This is a genomic window from Aurantimonas aggregata, assembly GCF_010500835.1.
Lineage (GTDB): Bacteria > Pseudomonadota > Alphaproteobacteria > Rhizobiales > Rhizobiaceae > Aurantimonas > Aurantimonas aggregata.
On record NZ_JAAAMJ010000001.1, the window covers coordinates 609,673 to 628,780 of the forward strand.

At 65.9% G+C, this 19,108-nt stretch carries 24 protein-coding genes; 10 read left to right on the forward strand and 14 right to left on the reverse strand.

Features of this window, described 5'->3' with window-relative positions; translation table 11 throughout:
• Positions 1–172: 172 nt before the first annotated feature.
• Positions 173–2,134 carry an ATP-binding protein gene (locus tag GTW51_RS02770; RefSeq protein WP_163042327.1) on the forward strand — a complete coding sequence of 654 codons (1,962 nt, stop codon included), beginning with the start codon at positions 173–175 and terminating at the stop codon, positions 2,132–2,134.
• A gap of 665 nt (positions 2,135–2,799) precedes the next feature.
• Positions 2,800–3,393 (forward strand): hypothetical protein, encoded by a 594-nt coding sequence (locus GTW51_RS02775; protein WP_163042328.1) that lies wholly within the window; start codon positions 2,800–2,802, stop codon positions 3,391–3,393.
• A 71-nt stretch (positions 3,394–3,464) separates the two neighbouring features.
• Here GTW51_RS02775 and GTW51_RS02780 read toward each other — a convergent pair whose 3' ends face one another.
• The 7 genes from GTW51_RS02780 to GTW51_RS02800 all read right to left on the reverse strand — a co-directional run bounded on the left by GTW51_RS02780 (position 3,465) and on the right by GTW51_RS02800 (position 6,841).
• Complete coding sequence (locus GTW51_RS02780; RefSeq protein ID WP_163042329.1) at positions 3,465–3,779, reverse strand: hypothetical protein; 315 nt, start codon at positions 3,777–3,779, stop codon at positions 3,465–3,467.
• 57 nt (positions 3,780–3,836) lie between these two features.
• Positions 3,837–3,968 carry a hypothetical protein gene (locus GTW51_RS24290; RefSeq protein ID WP_281354561.1) on the reverse strand — a complete coding sequence of 44 codons (132 nt, stop codon included), beginning with the start codon at positions 3,966–3,968 and terminating at the stop codon, positions 3,837–3,839.
• A gap of 82 nt (positions 3,969–4,050) precedes the next feature.
• Entirely contained in the window at positions 4,051–4,626 is a 576-nt protein-coding gene (locus GTW51_RS02785) for a hypothetical protein (protein WP_163042330.1), read from the reverse strand.
• Positions 4,627–4,633: 7 nt separating this feature from the next.
• Positions 4,634–4,765 (reverse strand): hypothetical protein, encoded by a 132-nt coding sequence (locus tag GTW51_RS24295; RefSeq protein WP_281354562.1) that lies wholly within the window; start codon positions 4,763–4,765, stop codon positions 4,634–4,636.
• A 68-nt stretch (positions 4,766–4,833) separates the two neighbouring features.
• Complete coding sequence (locus GTW51_RS02790) at positions 4,834–5,676, reverse strand: class I SAM-dependent DNA methyltransferase (protein ID WP_246232518.1); 843 nt, start codon at positions 5,674–5,676, stop codon at positions 4,834–4,836.
• A 49-nt stretch (positions 5,677–5,725) separates the two neighbouring features.
• On the reverse strand, positions 5,726–6,061 hold the full coding sequence (locus GTW51_RS02795; RefSeq protein ID WP_163042331.1) for a hypothetical protein: 336 nt from the start codon (positions 6,059–6,061) through the stop codon (positions 5,726–5,728).
• A 141-nt stretch (positions 6,062–6,202) separates the two neighbouring features.
• A complete protein-coding gene (locus GTW51_RS02800; protein ID WP_163042332.1) occupies positions 6,203–6,841 on the reverse strand; it encodes a pyroglutamyl-peptidase I family protein in 639 nt (212 codons plus the stop codon).
• Between the two features lie 285 nt (positions 6,842–7,126).
• On the opposite strand from GTW51_RS02800, the gene GTW51_RS02805 reads away from it, so the two are divergent.
• Both GTW51_RS02805 and GTW51_RS02810 read left to right on the forward strand, forming a co-directional pair.
• A complete protein-coding gene (locus tag GTW51_RS02805; protein ID WP_163042333.1) occupies positions 7,127–7,342 on the forward strand; it encodes a cold-shock protein in 216 nt (71 codons plus the stop codon).
• Between the two features lie 183 nt (positions 7,343–7,525).
• Positions 7,526–8,398: a BA14K family protein gene (locus GTW51_RS02810; RefSeq protein WP_163042334.1), complete on the forward strand. Its 873-nt coding sequence runs from the start codon at positions 7,526–7,528 to the stop codon at positions 8,396–8,398.
• 37 nt (positions 8,399–8,435) lie between these two features.
• On the opposite strand, the gene GTW51_RS02815 is transcribed toward GTW51_RS02810, so the two are convergent.
• The 3 genes from GTW51_RS02815 to GTW51_RS02825 all read right to left on the reverse strand — a co-directional run bounded on the left by GTW51_RS02815 (position 8,436) and on the right by GTW51_RS02825 (position 10,830).
• The gene (locus GTW51_RS02815; protein WP_163042335.1) at positions 8,436–9,077 is read right to left on the reverse strand and encodes an MBL fold metallo-hydrolase; all 642 of its coding nucleotides are present in this window, start codon (positions 9,075–9,077) and stop codon (positions 8,436–8,438) included.
• Between the two features lie 99 nt (positions 9,078–9,176).
• Positions 9,177–9,857 (reverse strand): spermine/spermidine synthase domain-containing protein, encoded by a 681-nt coding sequence (locus GTW51_RS02820; RefSeq protein WP_163042336.1) that lies wholly within the window; start codon positions 9,855–9,857, stop codon positions 9,177–9,179.
• A gap of 82 nt (positions 9,858–9,939) precedes the next feature.
• Positions 9,940–10,830 carry a branched-chain amino acid aminotransferase gene (locus GTW51_RS02825; protein ID WP_163042337.1) on the reverse strand — a complete coding sequence of 297 codons (891 nt, stop codon included), beginning with the start codon at positions 10,828–10,830 and terminating at the stop codon, positions 9,940–9,942.
• Positions 10,831–11,026: 196 nt separating this feature from the next.
• On the opposite strand from GTW51_RS02825, the gene GTW51_RS02830 reads away from it, so the two are divergent.
• The 3 genes from GTW51_RS02830 (at position 11,027) to GTW51_RS02840 (ending at position 13,777) form a co-directional block, all read left to right on the forward strand.
• Positions 11,027–11,575, forward strand: a complete 549-nt coding sequence (locus GTW51_RS02830) for a MarR family winged helix-turn-helix transcriptional regulator (protein ID WP_163042338.1) — start codon at positions 11,027–11,029, stop codon at positions 11,573–11,575.
• On the forward strand, positions 11,572–12,297 hold the full coding sequence (locus GTW51_RS02835; protein WP_163042339.1) for a response regulator: 726 nt from the start codon (positions 11,572–11,574) through the stop codon (positions 12,295–12,297). Before GTW51_RS02830 ends, GTW51_RS02835 begins: the two co-directional genes overlap by 4 nt.
• A 91-nt stretch (positions 12,298–12,388) precedes the next feature.
• Positions 12,389–13,777 carry an ATP-binding protein gene (locus tag GTW51_RS02840; protein WP_163042669.1) on the forward strand — a complete coding sequence of 463 codons (1,389 nt, stop codon included), beginning with the start codon at positions 12,389–12,391 and terminating at the stop codon, positions 13,775–13,777.
• A gap of 29 nt (positions 13,778–13,806) precedes the next feature.
• Here the strand turns inward: GTW51_RS02840 and GTW51_RS02845 are convergent, their stop codons facing one another.
• The 4 genes from GTW51_RS02845 to GTW51_RS02860 all read right to left on the reverse strand — a co-directional run bounded on the left by GTW51_RS02845 (position 13,807) and on the right by GTW51_RS02860 (position 16,086).
• Positions 13,807–14,163, reverse strand: a complete 357-nt coding sequence (locus GTW51_RS02845) for a tRNA-binding protein (RefSeq protein ID WP_163042340.1) — start codon at positions 14,161–14,163, stop codon at positions 13,807–13,809.
• 4 nt (positions 14,164–14,167) lie between these two features.
• Positions 14,168–14,980: a pyrroline-5-carboxylate reductase gene (gene proC, locus GTW51_RS02850; protein ID WP_163042341.1), complete on the reverse strand. Its 813-nt coding sequence runs from the start codon at positions 14,978–14,980 to the stop codon at positions 14,168–14,170.
• Positions 14,980–15,480, reverse strand: a complete 501-nt coding sequence (locus GTW51_RS02855; RefSeq protein ID WP_163042342.1) for a type III secretion system chaperone family protein — start codon at positions 15,478–15,480, stop codon at positions 14,980–14,982. Before GTW51_RS02855 ends, proC begins: the two co-directional genes overlap by 1 nt.
• Before the next feature lie 291 nt (positions 15,481–15,771).
• Positions 15,772–16,086, reverse strand: a complete 315-nt coding sequence (locus GTW51_RS02860) for an accessory factor UbiK family protein (RefSeq protein WP_163042343.1) — start codon at positions 16,084–16,086, stop codon at positions 15,772–15,774.
• A 197-nt stretch (positions 16,087–16,283) separates the two neighbouring features.
• Between GTW51_RS02860 and lgt the strand changes: the two genes are divergently transcribed.
• The 3 genes from lgt to pgeF are packed head-to-tail and all read left to right on the forward strand — an operon-like array spanning position 16,284 to position 19,105.
• On the forward strand, positions 16,284–17,162 hold the full coding sequence (gene lgt / locus GTW51_RS02865; protein ID WP_163042344.1) for a prolipoprotein diacylglyceryl transferase: 879 nt from the start codon (positions 16,284–16,286) through the stop codon (positions 17,160–17,162).
• A complete protein-coding gene (locus GTW51_RS02870) occupies positions 17,159–18,262 on the forward strand; it encodes an SAM-dependent methyltransferase (RefSeq protein ID WP_163042345.1) in 1,104 nt (367 codons plus the stop codon). The genes lgt and GTW51_RS02870 overlap by 4 nt, the downstream gene beginning before the upstream one ends.
• Before the next feature lie 33 nt (positions 18,263–18,295).
• Entirely contained in the window at positions 18,296–19,105 is an 810-nt protein-coding gene (pgeF, locus tag GTW51_RS02875) for a peptidoglycan editing factor PgeF (RefSeq protein ID WP_163042346.1), read from the forward strand.
• Positions 19,106–19,108: the final 3 nt, after the last annotated feature.

Below are 19,108 nucleotides of genomic sequence, written 5' to 3' on the forward strand. Positions count from 1 at the left end.
CATCCCGCTCTCATCTATCCCCTGAATGAGATGATTCTCCCGTCTCCGAAGAGGATATATGGGATGCGAGGGAGCCGAAGCTTGTTATTCTGTGTCCTGAGGGTACAATCGGCGTGAGAACCATATCTAGGAACATTCCCAGATTTTGTAGATCAGCTTACAGGATACACTAATGGCTACCCACGCAGGTGTAAACAAGCATTTTAGATACGACCCATTTACCCTTAGTGAACGCCAAGTTATATCCAGATTTGCCGAACATTTCTATGTAACGAGAAATCTAGACCCCGTAAAAGTTGGAAACAGTATATACCGCGCGTTTCTGATGCGACCGGCGGAGACATTTTCTGTTGTCCTGAACGTAGAGCGAGAGTTTATTGTGCTGTTCGCCGACTATGAGACATTCGAAGCAAGAACGCTTAGCGCATATGATCGGGTTGCAGAAGAATTTCACGACGCACGTATCGACAATTCAATTCGATTTTTGGTGAGCGCGGACAGAAACATTGAGACCAGTATCCGTCACTATCTATCACAGGACCCGGAATATCCAATAATCGTTCCATTCCATTATGATGATTTCCGACATTCTCGGAATGACTTTATTATTCAAAGGATAAGGTCAAACTACGTTGTGAGAGATATATTTGGGTATCAGTCCCCATTGAGGCATGAATATTTTTATTTTGGACGAGATAACCTTATAAATCATGTAATAGATCTGCATAAATCTGGGCAAAACAGCAGCCTGTTCGGCCTGCGGAAAAGCGGAAAAACGTCAACCATATACGCTATTACTAGGCGTGCTAAGGTATTTGGTCATAAGTCCATTACAATAGACTGCCAGGATCCGTCGGTTCATGCGAGGGGCTATGCAGAGCTCCTGTCCCACATCATCAATGAAATTCGTGTGAGCTTAGGCCTCAAATCAAAAAAAGTCGAGTTAACTGGAGAAGCGTTCGAAATATCGGACCAGTTTAAAGCGAGCATGGATAGCTTATTGTCCGAGGCCCGCAGTGATATTCTTCTTATATTCGATGAGATCGAGTGTATCTCTCCAAATACGGCGTCATCACCTCACTGGAACGAAGGATACGACACTCTATATTTTTGGCAAATCCTCCGTTCATATTTTCAGAATACGAGAAAATACAAGCTTACATTCTGCTTTGTCGGGACAAACCCAACTCTTTTCGAAAGCCCTAGAATAGACGGCGCTGACAATCCTGTTTATCTATTCGCGCCAAAGACCTTTATCACTCCTCTCAGCGAATCTGATGTATTTGACATGATAAAGAAGCTTGGATTCTTCATGGGGATGGATTTTTCTTCATCTATTCTTTCTAAAATTTGTGGAGAATATGGTGGTCACCCATTTTTCACTCGACAGCTCTGTTCGAAAATACATCACGAGTTAGGAGCAGGACGTCCTCAGCAGGTTGGGCGAAAGGAATTGGAGAGTGCCGTGTCAAAAAATCGGCACCCAATGAAATCTTATATTTCTGATATTCTTCTTAGCTTGCAAAGGTTCTATCCGCTTGAATTTGATATGCTCTCGTATCTTTCCCAAGGAAAAGTTGAGAATTTCGAGGGCCTTTCAACAGAATATCCTGAGTTGCTTGAGCACTTGATTGGCTACGGCTTCATAAAAAAGGAAGGATCAAGTTACGAACTTTCCTTTTCATCAATCTCCGACGCCTTCAAAGGCGACAATAATCCTAATGTATTTAATGAGCAAGATGCATCGATTGAGATAAGTAAAGGTCGAAACAGGATCGAGCGCTCCATCCGACAGTATTTATTCTATGAAACAAACCGAATGTCGAGGGAGGAATGGCAAGAGCTTTGTCAGCTATCCTTTCCTCGTACATGGGAGAAAAACAAGACACTGACTCCCCGAGCTGTTTTTTCACAAGGCGGGAGTCCTTTGTATTTCATAGATCTTCTTAAGACTCTTCAGTATCTGGGTAATTTTGCGACGGACGCGTTCGGCGAAGGCGATATAGCTGGCGCTATGCATGTGGTGAACAGGCACCGTGTGGATGCGCACGCAACAGCGATAGCTGAGGTAGATTTTACCGAATGGCAAGCGGAGATGAACGTACTCGACTCGGTATTTGAGGCTCCAGTCTAGCCAATAAGTGCGCTGTAGACGCGTGGACCTATGGATAATTAGGTACCCTACCACTCGTCGCGGTTGCACAGCCGGCGCCCCACTTATCCCCACCCCCTCACCCCTCCCGCATAATCCCCCCATCGCCGCCCACGGCGGGCACGGACGATCGCCGGGATCGCCCGGGGGCGGCGAGCGGTGTCCGCGCCGGTGCCTCTTCCGGAGAGGCGCCGACCCGGACGGGCCGAACCGTCGCCGGACCGTCCCCCACTACGAGGGGGCCGCGGATCGATCCGCTTGAGCCCGCAAGGGCGAAGAGCCGGCCGGAAGGGGGTGTGGGTCCCCGCCCGCCACGAGCTTCGCGAGGAGCTTAGGGGCCGGGCACGGGTCCCAGCCAGCGACGAGCCCCGCGAGGGGCTTGAGGGCTGGCACGGGTCCCAGCCAGCGACGAGCTTCGCGAGGAGCTTAAAGGGCTGGGCAGAGGACTCTCTCTCTTTCCATCGGACCGACAAGACACCGCGCGGATCGCCGACGGCGTGCCGCTCTTCATAAAAGCCGATGGCGTGCCGTCGGCGATCCGCCGCCCGCCAGGGCGGCCGCATGAAGCAGACCGCCGGCCCGCTCGGGCGCGGCGACGCTTCCGCACGCCCGCAGTCAAGGAGCCCCAAACCCGAAGGAGGATGACCATGCCCGACGCGCCGATCGACCCGCCGCTGACGCCGGAGGAAATTGCCGAAAGCCGCCGGATCGCCGGCGAGTACTTCAAGCTGATCGAGGACGCCCTTGTCGGGGCGCCGAAGCCGGCCCGGCGGTCGAAGAAATGGCGGCCGCGCAGCAGGCCGCTCGCGCCCTCGGAGCTGGGGCACGCGAACAGCCTGCTGCCGACCCTGGCGATGAGATACACGCTGTTCTGCAAGCGCGGCGCCTGCCGCCGCGCCGGCCGCTGCCGCTTCGGCGAGCGCCGCGGCGACGCGGCGGGCGCGGCGAACCCGCACGGCGCCGCCCCCTGTTTCGAGCGGCTGCCGGAAGTGGTCCAGTTCGTCTTCCCCTACGCGGTCTTCCGCCGTTTCGAGCCGCAGCACTTCCGCGACGAGATCACCCTCCGCTGCGAGAAGGCGTGGGTCGACGCCGCCCGCGGCAGGATCGCGGCAGCGGCGGCGGCGTGCGAGGCGCAAAGCGAGGGCGGGGCGGATGCCGCGTCGGACGCCGCTCCCCCGCCGCCGCGCCAAACGGAGTTCCCTGAGCCCCCGGCGCCGCGCCCGCGGCTGACGCAACTGTGACGGCGCGTGCGCCGGCCAGCTGGATCCTCGGGACGGGGCCCGAGGATGACGCCGCGTATGGAAAATCCGCCTTACGGCGTCTTCTGCCCCGGCACGATGCCGCCCGAGGGAGAGGCGCCCATCGCCGAGGGCGTCACGCCGCCGACGGTCGGGCGGGCCGAGGGCGCGCCGTCATTGTCGCCGAAGCCGAACAGGAACGGGATGCCGCGGCTCGGCGGCCGCAGCACCACCCGCCCGTCGGGCAGGCGCACCGGCACCGAGCGGGCCTTCTCGCGGTCCGACAGCGCGACGCCGACCGTGGCGTAGCCGTCGTCGTCGACACGATCCTGCGCCACGGCCAGCGTCGGCATGGCGATCAGGGCGGCGAGCAAGAGGGGGCGGATCATGGCGGTCTCCTTCGTCTTACAACGCGCCGCGGCGCCCGAGGGTTTCGTCGGCGGGCCTCAGAGCCCGCGCTGGCCGGGCACGATGCCGCCCGACGGGGTGTTCTCGTAGCCGCGGGAACCGGGCGCGCCGCTCGAGACGCAGCCGGCGAGCGCCAGGGACAGGATCAGGGCAATGGCAAAGGCGGGCATCGGGCATTCTCCATGAGACATCGTCCCGGAGAACGCCGCCGAGGGCGGGCCGTTGCGCATCACGTCGCGCCTCCCGGGATCGTTACTCCTGGGGCTCCAGCGTTGCCAGCGCCTCGATCAGCCCGATCATCGGGATCCGCGCCGCCTGCCGCGCCTCCGGCGCCGTGGCGCAGGCGAGCGTGTAGAGCCGGCCCTTCACCCCCCACAGGAACGCCGGCATCGCCACGAAGCCGACGCGCGTGCGCAGCCCGTAGTCGCGCCGCACCACGTCGCGGCCGCCCAGCGCCTGCAGCGCCGGCACGCCGCGCTCGGCAAAGCCGGTGCGGGACCGGTCGCTCGCCAGCGCCGGCTTCAGCTGCCGCGCCGCGCCCGCGAGCCAGACCTCGTAGTCCGCCCAGGGCATCACCTCGGGATTCATCACGTCTTCCGCCGTCAGCCAGCGCGACCCCGCCGGCCGCGGCGGCGCGACGGCATAGAGGCAGGCCAGCCCCGCCGAGGGACAGGCCTGGCCGGTGCAGTCGTAGCGCTGCGGCGCCTCGAGCGTCGCCTGCGCCGCCGGCCCGGCGCGCCAGCCCGGCACCGCGAGATCGCCCGGCTCGGCCATTGCCGGCACGGCACCGGCGAGCAGCGCCAGGGCCGTCAGGATGCGAAGCAGCATCGGCGGCTTAGTAGAACAGCGAATTGTCGAGCTGCGCGGCCTGCTTGGCCCATTTCCCCTCGGGGTCGTTCACCGGCTTGGAGGCACAGCCGGCAACCGACAGGGCAGCCAGGAGGAAAAGCGATAGGCGAATTGTCATGGGATCTTGTCCGAAGGAGTGAGGCGGCATTTTCGCCTGCCCGTTGCAGCGTTTCAAGGCGCCCGCGATCAGCGCCGCCGGGCGAGGATGAGGTGGCCCGGCGCCGGCTGGCCTTCCTGCCGGCGAACCGTGATGTCCTCGCAGGACAGCGTGTCGAAGCCGTGCGCGCCGAGCCGGTCCTGCACGTAGGAAGCGCGATGGTGGAAGCGCTGATGCGGACCGACCATGAAATCGCGGGCGCCGAACGCTTCGTCGGAAAGCGTCTCGGTGGAGAAGGCCAAAACCCCGCCGCTCGCCATGCGCTGCGCCGCGCCGGCGAACAGCGGATCGAGGTCGCCGAGATACGGCAGCACGTCGGCCGCCACGACGAGGTCGAACGGCTCCTCCTCGTCGAAATCCTCCAGAAACCCGACCGCCTCGCCGATGAACAGCTGGTCGTAGACGTCCTTGTCGAAGCAGTTCTCGATCATGCCCTCGGAGAGATCGACGCCGATGAGGGTCTCCGCCCGATCGGCCAGCGCCTCGCCGGCAAGGCCGGTGCCGCAGCCGAGATCCAGCAGCCGCCGGTAGGGGCCGGGCGCGATCTCGCCCAGCCGCTCGGCGATCAGCGCCGGCACGCCGTAGCCGAGCTGGCGGACCAGGATATCCTCGAAGGCGTCCGCGTGCTGGTCGAACAGCGTCGCGACATAGGCGTCGCCGGCAGATGCCGGGGTCTCGCCCTGCCCGAGCCCCGCGAGCCGGATCGCCGCGCCGCCGTGGTCGTCCGGGTCGAGCAAAAGACACTCGCGATAGGCCACCGCGGCACCCGTCGCGTCACCGGCCTTTTCCAGCGTCAGTGCCCGGTTGTACGCCTCGGCCAAGGCCGCCTCGTCGATCTCGCCGCCCATCGTCTGCTCCGTCTCCGTCATCATGCCGCCTCCATACGTCAGCAAGCGGGCATCCGGAAGGCACCGCCGCGGCTCAGTCCGGGAGCGGCACGCCTTCGCCCTCGGGCAGCGGGGCGTCGATCGGATCGGGATTGTAGCCGGACGTATCCGGCGCGTCGGTACCAGCCGCGCCGGTATTGTTCTGCAGGCCGCCCGGACCGCGCACGGTCCCGTCAGCATCGGTATCCTCAAAATCCACGCCGGGCAGCCCGCCCGTGTCGATCTGGTCCCCGATCGGAACGCCGGTCCCTTCCTGGATCAGCACGCCGTCCTGCGGAATGGGCGCGTCCTCCGGCACCGCCGTCTGGGCAAAGACGGGTGCGGCGGCGAGGGTCAGCGAGAGGAGGATGGCAGGCAGGCGAAGCGACATGGACGTTCTCCGGGATAGGCCGCACGTCATCGCGGCAGGCAAAGGGATATGGTCACCCCGGAACGGCGACCGGGGATAAGCCGATCCCTCACGTTCCCGTCAGCCGGCCTGACGAAGCCCCCGATGCCCACGCCCCTTTCCTCACGCGAGTGTTCGGTTCGCCGAAAGCACCGCGACCAGATGCCGGGCGGCGCGCTCGAGATCGGCCCCGGCAAGGCTGCAGAAGATTTCCGGCCCCGTCTCGGCTCCCGATGCCACCACCAGCTCGTCGGTCATCGGCACGTGGAAGAAGCCGAAGCGGTCGACGCCAAGCCGTTCGGCATGGAAGGCCAGGCGGTAGAGCGTGTCGTTGCAGAGATAGGCGCCGGCATTGGTCGACCATTCGAACGACACCCGCGCCGCACGCAGCGTCCGCGCCACGTGGGTCCAGGGCAGCGCGAGTGGCAAGATATCGGCGCCATCCAGCACGGCCGGCCCGGACGGAAAGCCGCCGACGGCGTCGATCCGGCCGAGTTCGCGCCGATTCCGCGCCAGAAGCTCTATCCGCAGCCGTTCGGCCCGGCGATGGAGGCCGAACAGCAGGACCGTATCGGCTTTGGCGTCGAGGATGGCCGCCTCCAGCACCGGCCAGCTGCGCTCCCATTCGACCGGCAGGACCACGGTCGCAAGATCCGCGCCCGCCGCATACGCGGCGTCTGCTGCAAGAGCTCGGACCAGATGCTCGGTGGGGTTGTCCGGTGCGCCCGGAAACGAAGAGAAGCCGGCAACTAATATGGTCATGGCAGGTAAGCGGCACCGATAAACGGGAACGAGGCCTGTCCCGAAACGAAACGTGAAGCAGATCGACAAAGTTTTGCTTGCCAATCTTGCGGCGGGATATCATTGAAAGAAGGTTCGGGCAATTTCGCGAACACGGGTCAAGGACGAATTGCGTATCGGGGGCGCATCTCCCGAGCGGGCCGTGCGAGAGTGCTGTCCTGCGATGTATCGGTTCCTATCCTAGTCAAGACTTGCCTGCCACCGCCAGAGACGGCGACACGTAATGCCAGGATAAGGATTCCGACGATGGCACAGACCGGAACGGTCAAATTCTTCAACACCGAGAAGGGCTTCGGATTCATCAAGCCCGACAATGGTGGGGCGGACATCTTCGTTCACATCTCCGCGGTGCAGGCGTCCGGCCTGCCGGGGCTCGAGGAAAACCAGAAGGTCTCCTTCGATACCGAGCCCGACAAGCGGGGCAAAGGCCCGAAGGCCGTCAACCTGCAGTCCGCCAGCTGAGACAGCCCGCGTCCTGCTACCGCAGGACGCAGCGACGAATAAGTTATGGAAAGCGCGCCGTGGAGCAGCGGCGGGCTTTTCCCTCGGCAGAGGCCGTGATCCTGTTTCAAAATGAAACGGAATCACCTGGCACGGACCCTGCAGGGGTCATCCCGAACATCTCATCCGAGACGGGAGCCTGCCATGTTTCGATCCAGATGCGCCGTCGCCGGCGGTGCGCTTATCCTTTCCACCTTGCTGGTCGGCCAGCCGGCAGTTTCCCAGGATCGCGTCCCCGGCCCCGCGGCGCTGGACAGCGCCGACGTGACGCGCGAGCGCGGCCGGCAGCGGGATCGCCGCGGCGATGACCGCTTCGTCCCGCCAAGCCCGCTGTTCGACGAATTCGGCGGCGAAAGGTTGGGCGCCGAGGACGAGTTCCTCGACGGCGGCGGCGGTATCAGCACCGAACCGGACGTCTATTTCACCGACGATCGGGAGGAATTCCTCGAGGATGGCGGTGGCATCAGCACAGGCCCCGACGTCTACTTCACCGATGATCGCGAGGAATTCCTCGAGGATGGCGGCGGCATCTCCGCACCGGGTCGGACGCTGCGAACGCTGAAGTTCCGCCGCCGCGATCGCGGCTGGCGCGACCCCTATCCCTCCCGCAGCACCCACCGGACCCACGGCTCGTTCACCGTCGTCTACTCCGACCTCGGCGACCGACGGCATCTGCCGATCCTGCCCGCTTCGCTGAATCTCGGCGCCGCCGGCCTTGCCGAAGGGCCGAAGATCATCGACGTCGCCAGCGAAAGCCTCGATCGCCGTCCGATCCCGGCCTCGGGGATCGAGGTGATCTATGCCGGCGGTTCGAAGATCATCCGCATCGCGCAGGATTACGACCGCGCCGCGACCGACGCGATCAGCCCATCCGCCAGCCAGCCCTCCAATGCGTTGGAGCCGTGGTCGCCGGGCTGGATGGCATGGTGCTCGCGCACCCATGCGAGCTTCGACCCGGATCTCGGGACCTATCGCGCCGCGGACGGCCGGCGCCGTTTCTGCACCGGGAGCGACTAGCCTCTCACGGGCGTGCGGTAAGCCGAGCAGGGAAAATTCAGGTGAGGAACGGGTTCGTCCGGCGTTCGTCGCCGAGGCGTCCGCCGGGTCCGTGACCGCAGAGAAAGCCGACGTCGTCGCCGAGCGGCAGGACCTTGTCCTTGATCGAGCGGATCAGCGCCGCATGGTCGCCGCCCGGCAGGTCGGTGCGGCCGATCGAACCGGCAAAGAGGACGTCGCCGGCATGCAGGAACTTCGCCGCGCGATTGTGAAACACCACATGGCCCGGCGCATGACCGGGCGTGTGCAGAACCTCGAAGCGGTGGCCGGCGAAGCCTAGGACGTCGCCCTCCTCCAGCCAGCGATCCGGGGTGCAGTTGCGCACCGCGCCGCCGACGCCGAACATCCTGGCCTGGTCCGCCAGCCCGGCGAGCAGGAATTCGTCCGCACGGTGCGGGCCGATGATTTCGACGCCGAGCTGGTCCTTCAGGCCCATGGCGCCGCCGGCGTGGTCGATATGGCCGTGGGTCAGCCAGATCGCCTCGATCCGGATGCCCGACTCGGTGATGGCCGCCATGATGCGATCGACGTCACCGCCGGGATCGACGACGACGCCGACCTTCTCCTCGACGTCGAAGAGGATGCAGCAATTCTGCTGGAAGGGCGTGACCGGAACGATCTGGGCGCTGAGCTGGGTCAAGGAGAGGCCTTCATGCCGCGTCTAGGAAAGGCCACCGAAGCGACCTGCCGCGACGCATAGCGGGCCCGGGTGGGCCATGCAACGCGGCCGGCAGGCGCGTCAGCTGAACGGTCGCAGCGCCAGCCAGATGACGTGCCGGGCGCCGCGACCCTTGCTGCTGGCCCGCACGCGTGCCTCCTCGACGACGAAGCCCGCCTGCCGCAGACGGCCGGTGAAGTAGCTGTCGGGGCCCGAGGACCAGACCGACAGGACGCCGCCCGGCCGCAGCGCGGCGCGCGCCGCGCCGAGGCCCGCGACGGTGTAGAGGCGGTCGTTTTCGCGGCTCGTCAGCCCCTGCGGGCCGTTGTCGACATCGAGGATGATCGCGTCATAGGTGTCAGGCGCCTTGGCGATGCAATCGGCGACATCTTCGATCGCGATCGTCACGCGCGGGTCGTCGAGGCACCCCTTGAAGATCGACGCCATCGGCCCCCGCGCCCACTCGACGACGGCCGGCACGAGTTCGGAGACCGTGATCTGCGCGTCGGGCTCCATCGCCGCCAGCAAGGCGCGAAGGGTGAAGCCCATGCCGAGCCCGCCGACGAGTACCGACGTTCGTGGCCGGCCGGGGACCTGCTCGAGCGAGAGCCGGGCGAGCGCTTCCTCGGATCCGCTCAGCCGGCTGTTCATCAGTTCGGTGCCGCCGAGCATGATCGAGAATTCGGCGGCCCGCCGCATCAGGCGCAGCTCGCCGCTGCCACCCGGCACCGGCGTGCTGTCGATGTGCTCCCAGGGGATCACGGTCGGTTACCGCGCGTGGCAGGACCGCAATCCTGTGGGTGCCGGGAAACCCCGGCACTCACGATGACGATGAACGCCACGCCTACTCAGCCGCCGCGCGCATCGGCTGCACTTCGTTGGCGTAGTCCTCGACCAGCTGCCGTGTCGTCGCGCCGGGCGTGAAGCGCCAGTCGGCGATCTCGGAGACCGGCGTGACTTCCGCCGCCGTCCCGCACAGGAAGCACTCGTCGAAACCGTCGAGCTCGGCCGGGAGGATCGCCCGCTCCTGCACCTCGATGCCGCGGCGCTTGGCCAGGGCGATGACGGTGCGGCGGGTGATGCCATCGAGGAAGCAGTCGGCGAGCGGCGTGTAGATGACGCCGTCCTTGACGAAGAAGACGTTGGCGCCGGTCGCCTCGGCCACCTGGTCGCGCCAGTCGAGCATCAGCGCATCCGCATAGCCCTTGGCCTCGGCGGCGTGCTTGGAGATCGTGCAGATCATGTAGAGCCCGGTCGCCTTCGCCTTGGACGGCGCCGTGCGCGGGTCCGGGCGGCGATACTCGGCGAGATCGAGCCGGATGCCCTTCATCCGCTGCTCCGGGTCGAAATAGCTCGGCCACTGCCAGATCGCGATGGCGACGTTGATGCGGTTCTTCTGGGCAGAAACGCCCATCATCTCCGAGCCGCGGAAGGCAATCGGCCGGACATAGGCGTCGGAGAAGCCCTGGCGCTCGAGCAGTTCGTTGGTCGCAGCGTCGATCGCATCGGCGCTGTAGGGGATCTCGAAGCCGAGCAGCCTGCCGGACTCGATCAGCCGCTCGGTGTGCTCGCGCAGCTTGAAGACCGTGCCGCCATAGGCGCGCTCGCCCTCGAAAACGGCGCTGGCATAGTGCAGGCCGTGGGTCAGCACGTGGATCTTGGCGTCCTTCCAGGGAAGGAACTCGCCATTGAACCAGATCTCGCCGTCCAGCTGGTCGAAGGGAACATTGCTCATCGATTGCGCGACGCCGTCAAGGCGTCCTCCCTGATCGTTTCTTGTTGCGTTAGACTGTCCGTCGCGGATCGATCGTCGTCAATGCGCGATCGGGCACGGAGCCGGATGCGGAGACGGCAGCAGGCGGCGGTTTCCCCTGTACGCTGGCCGGTGTAACAATAGACGCAAATTACGTCAATGGTACTGACCTATTATCATGGAAATTTCTCCGCCTGCGAAGGCGAGCCTGCCGGATGCCAGCGCCGTCATCGTCCGCGATCCCCTGCCGACGCGGGGCGATCTGGACTTTCGCATGATCGAGCTGCTGTTCTTCGCATATCGGGAGTTCACCGCCGACGCGGATTCGATTCTCGAGCAATACGGCTTCGGCCGGGCGCATCACCGCATCCTGCATTTCGTCAATCGCGATCCCGGCATGACCATCGCCGACCTCCTGGAACTGCTGCAGATCACCAAGCAGTCGCTGTCGCGCGTGCTGCGGCAGCTGATCGAGGAAGACTTCGTGCGGCAGATGCCGGGCGCCGAGGACCGGCGCCAGCGCTGCCTCTACCCGACGCAGAAGGGCCGCGATCTGACGCTGGAACTGTCGCGCGCCCAGTCGCGCCGCATCGACGCCGCGCTCGGCACCACCGCGCCGACCGACGCCGCGCCGATCGGGAGCTTCCTGATGCAGATGGCCTCCGACCGCAGGGCGACGCAGGAATGGTTCAAGAAGCAGGGCATCGACAGGAAAGATCCGGCATGACCGACGCTGCCATCGCGACCCAGACCAGCATCGAGCCGCTCGGCGACGATGCCCCGCACATCCTGATCATCGACGACGACCGCCGCATCCGTTCGCTGCTGTCGCGCTTCCTGACCGAGAAGCGCTTTCGCGTATCAGTGGCGGCCAATGCCGCCGAAGCCCGCAAGATCCTCGGCGGGCTGGATTTCGACCTGCTCGTCGTCGACGTGATGATGCCCGGCGAGAACGGCATCGACCTGGTGCGCTCGCTGCGCGAGACCCGCACCGCTCCGGTGCTGATGCTGACCGCCCGATCGGAGACCGAGCAGCGCATCGAGGGGCTGGAAGCTGGCGCCGACGACTATCTGCCGAAGCCCTTCGACCCGCGCGAACTGCTGCTGCGCATCACCAACATCCTCAAGCGCGGCACGCCGACGCCGGTCCAGAAGCTCGAACACGTGCGCTTCGGACCGTATAATTTCAGCCTGTCGCGGCGCGAATTGAAGCGCGGCGTTGAGATTATCCGCCTCACCGACCGCGAGCAGGAGATCATGACCCTGTTCGCGAGCAAGGCGGGCGAGACGATCCAACGCCAAGAACTGCTCGGCGACGAGACCGAGGTTGGCGAGCGGACGGTGGACGTGCAGATCAACCGCCTGCGCCGCAAGATCGAGAGCGACCCGGCCAATCCGCTGTGGCTGCAGACCGTGCGCGGCATCGGCTACCGCCTGAACGTGGACTGAGCCGGACGTGACCCTGCTCGAGCGCCTCATCCCGCAGATCCCCAAGCGGCGGACCGACGGCCGGTCATGGTGGCGGGCGTGGGCGGACAGGATGCCGCGCGGGCGCCGCTATGGCTGGCACCTGCCGAGCATCCGGATCTGGCGCGGCCCGCTGCGGCACATCCCGCGCATCGTCCAGCGCTACATGCCGACCGGCCTCTACGCCCGCTCGCTGATCATCATCATCGCGCCCGTGGTGATCCTGCAGAGCGTCGTGACCGTGGTGTTCATGGAACGCCACTGGCAGCTGGTGACCAAGCGGCTGTCGGAATCGGTGGTGCAGGACATCGCCGCGATCACCGCCATGGTCGAGGAACGGCCCGTCGGCGCCGACAACAGCGACATCCTGCGCATCGCCCGCGAGCATCTCGGCCTCAATGTCAGCATCCTCGCCCCCGAGCCGCTGCCGGCGCCGGCGCCGAAGCCGTTCTTCAACATTCTCGACGGGATCCTCAGCGAGGAGATCACGCGGCAGATCGGGAGGCCGTTCTGGATCGACACGGTGGGCAATTCCAAGATCGTCGAGATCCGCATCCAGCTCGCCGACGAGGTGCTGCGGGTGTTCGCGCCGCGCAACTCGGCCTATGCCTCCAACACCCACATCTTCCTCGTCTGGATGGTCGGCACGTCGCTGGTGCTGATGATCATCGCCATCCTGTTCCTGCGCAACCAGATCCGCCCGATCCAGGCGCTTGCCGCGGCGGCCGAGGGGTTCGGGCGCGGCCAGCCGATGCCGAGCGAGTTCCGGCCGCGCGGCGCCTCCGAGGTGCGGCGCGCCTCGCTCGCCTTCATCCAGATGCGCGACCGGATCGAGCGGCAGATGGAGCAGCGCACGGCAATGCTGACCGGAGTCAGCCACGACCTGCGCACCATCCTGACGCGCTTCCGGCTGCAGCTCGCCCTGCTCGGCGAGGGCGAGGACCAGGACGAGCTGAACCAGGACGTCGACGAGATGCAGCGCATGCTGGAGGGCTATCTCGCCTTCGCCAAGGACGAGGCCGGCGAGGATGTCGGGGAATGCGACCTCGCCCAGATGCTCGGCAAGTTCCACAACGACGCCAAGCTGCAGGGGCGGCAGATCTCGGTGGACATCGTCGGCGACCCGCGCATCGCGGTGCGACCGGACTCCTTCGCGCGGATGATCACCAATCTCGTCGCCAACGCCATGCGCCACGGCACAAGGGTGCGGATCCGCGCCAGCCACGAGGGCCGCTGGCTGACCGTCAGCGTCGAGGATGACGGGCCCGGCATCGCAGCGGAGCAGCGCGAGGAAGTATTCAAGCCGTTCGTGCGGCTCGACACCGCCCGCAACATCGACAGCGGCGGCACAGGACTCGGCCTCGCCATCGCCCGCGACATCGCCCGCAGCCATGGCGGCGACATCCTGTTGTCGGACAGCAAGCTCGGCGGCCTGCGGGCGCTGGTGCGCATCCCGGCCTGACGTCGGGGACGATCAGCCCGCGGGGCGGTTCAGAACATCCGGCCGCCGTTCGGGACGTCGTGGCTCGGCTGCAGCAGCACCACCTCGCCGTCGGCGTCGGGAACGCCCAGCGTCAGCACTTCCGAACGCATCGGGCCGATCTGACGCGGCGGGAAATTGACCACGGCGACGACCTTGCGGCCGATCAGGGTTTCCGGCGTGTAGTGACGGGTGATCTGGGCCGAGGACTTCTTGCGCCCGATCGTCTCGCCGAAATCGATGACCAGCCGGTAGGCGGGCTTGCGCGCCTCGGGGAACGGCGCCGCCTCGACGACCGTGCCGACACGGATATCGACCTTCATGAAGTCCGGGAAGGCGATCTCGGCGGCCGGTTCTTCCGTCCCCATCAGCTCATTCCTTCGCCAGGGCGGCCGCACGGTCGCGGGCGGCGAGGACCGCGCGCTGCATCAGCGGCGCCAGCCCGTCTTCGGCCATCAGCACGTCGAGAGCCGCCTGCGTCGTGCCGTTCGGCGAGGTGACGTTGCGGCGCAGCTTCTCCGGCGGCTCGGGCGAACGGATCATCAGCTCGCCGGCCCCGGCCACGGTGTGGCGGGCGAGGCGCATCGCGAGATCGGCGGGCAGTCCCGCCGCGACGCCGGCGTCGGCCAGGCATTCGGCGAGATGGAAGACGTAAGCCGGCCCGCTGCCCGAGACGCCAGTGACGGCATCGATCAGTTCCTCGCGGTCGACCCATTCGACCGGACCGCTGGCGGCCAGCAGCGCATCCGCCAGCGCCCGTCCGGCCTCGTCGACGCGCGCATTGGCGAAGGCGCCGGTAATGCCGCGGCCGATCAGCGCCGGCGTGTTGGGCATGGCGCGCACCACGGCGCATTCGCCGATACCGGCCTCGATCGTCGCGATGGTGGTACCGGCGGCGACGGAGATGACGAACGTCTCCGGCCCCAGCGTAGTACCCAGTGGCGCCAGCGCCTCGCCCATCATCTGCGGCTTCACCGCCAGGACGACGACATCGAAGCTCTCGGCCGGGACTTGCTCGGCGTGGCGGACGCCGCGCTCCTCGACGAGCGGCCGCAGCGTCTCGCCGATACGCGGATCGACGACAACGACGTTCGCCGGATCGACGCCCTTGTCCAGCCAGCCCGCCAGCATCGCGGCGCCCATGTTGCCGCCACCGAGCAGGAGGATGCGCGCGGCGATCGCCATCAGGCCTCTCCCGCCGTCTCGAAGATCGCGCAGGCCATCGCTTCCTCGGCGGGCTTGTCGGCCCAGATGACGAACTGGAAGGCCTGGTAGAAGCGCTCGCAGCTTTCCAGCGCCATGGCGAGCATCCGCTCGGCCTGCTGGCTGGTCGGCTCGGCCCCGCCCGACAGCAGCAGCGCATGACGGAACATCACCGCGCCCTCCTGCTGCCAGAGGTCGAAATGGCCGACCAGCAGCGTCTCGTTGATCTTGGCCAGAAGCTGCAGCACCTCGGCGCGCCGATGCGCCGGGATCTTCAGGTCGAAGGCGCAGCCGAGATGCAGCGCCTCGATATTCTCCAGCCAGGAGAAGGAGACGGCATAGTCGGTCCAGACGCCGGCCACCGCGACGGCGATCTCGTCATCGCAGGAGCGCTCGAAGGCCCATTCCCGCGACGCGGCCACCCACTCGATCACGTCGACCGGGTTGGATTGCCGCAAACTTGCATAGTCGGTCAGATTCATTCGTTCGCCCCGGCGTCCCCGTATCCGCTTCGGGGAGGGTCGGTCCGCTCCGACACCCCTCCAAAGCTGGGTGCCCGATGCCGACCGGCGCCGAATCACCCTTATGAATCAGCATATAGACCGGGAGTCTTCGCGCTAAGGGCGTGAACGGTTTATTCACCATTGATCGGATTTTGCGGCTCGCGCGCCGCATCGACGGCGAGTCTTAAGCGACTCGCCGCAAAGCGCTTTCCGCCCCGACCGCGGCCGCGGCGACGGCGGGGAAAAGCTGTTGAAAGCCTGTGGAGAACCTCAGCCCTGGCTCTGTGTCGTCTCCGAACCGGAAGCAGCGCCCGGAAGATTGGCGATCTTCGCCTCCAGATCGGCAAGCCGGCGCTTCAGCGTCTCGTTCTCGGTCCGGGCCTTCGCCGCCATGTCGCGAACCGCTTCGAACTCCTCGCGCTGGACGATGTCCATCTGGTTCATCAGCCGCTCGCCCTGGGCACGGAACATCGTCTCCATCTCGCGGCGCACGCCCTGGGCGGCGCCCGCGGCGTCGGTCATCATCCGCGCGAACTCGTCGAGCATGCGGTTCGGGCCTTGCCGGCCGGGGCCTGTACTGGACATGGAGGATCTCCGTTCTGGCGCCCTCGCGCGCATTGCATTCCTCCGGGAGGTAGAGACGGGCCGACGGGAAGGCAATGGTGGCAGAGGCGAAGGCTTGGCGAAGCCCCGAATGCCTTGACCCTCGCGGCAAGCTCTGGCCAATGTCGCGCCGCCTTTCCCGCGGCGCCCGGCGCCGGCGACCAGACAATGGCGGCCTTATGCTTACCCTTCCCTACTTCGGCGTGCTGACCTACCCGCAGATCGACCCGGTCTTCCTCGATCTCGGGCTGATCCAACTGCGCTGGTACGGTCTTTCCTATGTCGCCGGCATCCTCTGCGGCTGGCTCTACGGGCGCTATCTCGCCGGCAACACGCGACTGTGGGCCAACGGCGTCTCGCCGTTCACCAAGACCGACATCGACGACTTCATCCTCTACATCACCATCGGCATCGTCATCGGCGGGCGCCTCGGATCGGTGCTGTTCTATGATTTCGCCCGCTACGTCGACGATCCGCTGGCGATCTTCCGGGTCTGGGAGGGCGGCATGGCGTTCCATGGCGGGCTCATCGGCGTCGTCGTGGCGATCGCGATCTTCTGCCGGGTGCGCAACGTGCCGCTGTGGAGCCTGACCGATATCGTCGCCGCCTCGGTGCCCTTCGGCCTGTTCTTCGGCCGTATTGCCAATTTCATCAATGGCGAGCTGTGGGGCGCGCCGTCGACCGTGCCGTGGGCGATGGTGTTCCCCGATGGCGGCCCCCTGCCGCGCCACCCCAGCCAGCTCTACGAGGCGCTGCTCGAGGGCATCGTCCTGTTCATCGTGCTGCGCATCGCCACCCATCAGTTCAAGACGCTGCACCGGCCGCGCTTCACCGCCGGTCTGTTCATCTTCGGCTATGGCTGCGCCCGCATCTTCGTGGAGTTCTTCCGCATGCCGGACGTGCAGCTTGGCTATCTCTACGGCGGCTGGATGACGATGGGGATGATCCTCTCCTTCCCGATGCTGCTGATCGGCATCTGGGCCATGGCGACCGCCAGGCTCCGCGCCTATGCCCCCGTCCCCGATGCGATGACAGAACAGGACGCTCCGCGGTCGTGAACCCGCTTGCGCGAAAAATCGCCGCGGTGATCGCGGACGAGGGCCCGATCGGGCTCGACCGCTACTGGAACATCGCCTTGTTCGACCGCGAGCACGGCTACTACACCAGCCGCGAGCCGTTCGGACGGGCCGGCGACTTCATCACCGCGCCGGAAGTCAGCCAGATGTTCGGCGAGCTGATCGGCGCCTGGGTGGTGGCCGCCTGGCGGGCGCTGGGCACCCCCGCCCCGTTCCTGCTCGTCGAGATCGGTCCCGGCCGCGGCACGCTGATGGCCGACATGCTGCGCACCATCGGGCGGATCGCCCCGGACTGCATGCGGGCCGTGGCGGTCCGGCTCGTCGAGACCAGCGACCGGCTGGCTGCGGTTCAGGCGGCGACGCTGGAGCGCTTCGACCTGCCGATCCGCCGGGTGCGGCAGGTCAGGGAGCTGGAGGCGACGCCCGCGATCATCATCGCCAACGAGCTCTTCGACGCCATCGCGATGCGCCAGTTCGTCTTCGATGGCGAGGCCTGGCGCGAGCGCTGCGTCACCATCTCCGGCAGCGGCCGCTTCGAGTTCGTGCTCAACCGTCGAGCCAACGACCTGCCGGAAGCGCGGGTGGCCGGCGCGTCGCCACTGGCCGGCGCCGTGCTCGAATGGTCACCGGCCCGTGAGGCGCTGGCCGCCGAACTGGCGGAGCGCCTGGCCCTCAATGGCGGCGCCGGCCTGTTCATCGATTACGGCCACGCCGCCACCGGCTTCGGCGATACGCTGCAGGCCGTCCACGGCCACGCCTTCGCCGATCCGCTCGATCGCCCGGGCGAATGCGACATCACCAGCCACGTGGATTTCGCACCGATCGCGGCTGCCTTCCGCGATCGCGGCCTCGCTGTCTCGCCTGTCGTGACCCAGGGCGCCTTCTTGCTTTCGCTGGGCCTGCGCGAACGCGCCGAGGCGCTGGGGACCCCGGCGGACGCTGAAAACCGCGCTACGATCGAAGCGGCGGCGCGCCGCCTCGCGGGCGCGAACAAAGGCGAAATGGGACGCCTTTTCAAGGTGTTGTGCGCGTCATCTGAATCGTTGTCTCTACCGCCTTTCGGCCTCGACGCGGCCGATTGACTTCCCCCCGGCCCTCGACCACCATCCCGCGCCATGTCCGAATCCCGACCAGAACCCGCTGTGCGCCTTACCGATTCCGACGTCGTCAGCGCGCCTGAGCTGGCTGCGGCGAGCGCCGTCCGGCACGGCTTCTTCACCCGACGCGGCGGCGTTTCGGGAGGCATCTACCAGGGGCTGAACGTCGGCTTCGGATCCGATGACGACCGAGCCGCCGTCGCGGAAAACCGTGCGCGGGCGATGGCCTATATGGGCCTCGGCGACGGTGATTTCGTCACGCCGTGGCAGATCCATTCGCCGGAAGTGATCGTCGTCGACGGACCGTTCGAGGGCGAGCGGTCCAAGGCCGACGGCGTCGTCACCCGCCGCCCGGGCCTTGCCATCGGCGTCCTCACGGCGGATTGCGGACCGGTACTGTTTGCCGATCCGCGCAACGGCGTCGTCGGCGCAGCCCATTCCGGCTGGCGCGGCGCGCTGGGCGGCGTCCTCGAGGCCACCATCGCGGCGATGGAATCGGCCGGCGCCGAGCGGGGCGCGATCACCGCCGTGCTCGGGCCGACCATTACCCAGCCCAATTACGAGGTCGGCGTCGCGATGATGGACGAGTTCCTCGACGGCGACGCGTCGCGCGAACGGTTCTTCGCGCCGGGGCGCGCTGCCGACAAGCGGCAGTTCGACCTGCCCGGCTTCATCGTCGCCCGGCTACTCGACAGCGGCGTCACGGCGAGTTTCGTCGGCGTCTGTACCTATGCCGAACCGGATCGCTTCTTCTCCTTCCGGCGCACCACCCACCGCGGCGAGCCCGACTACGGTCGGCAGCTTTCCGCGATCGCACTGCGGGACTGACAC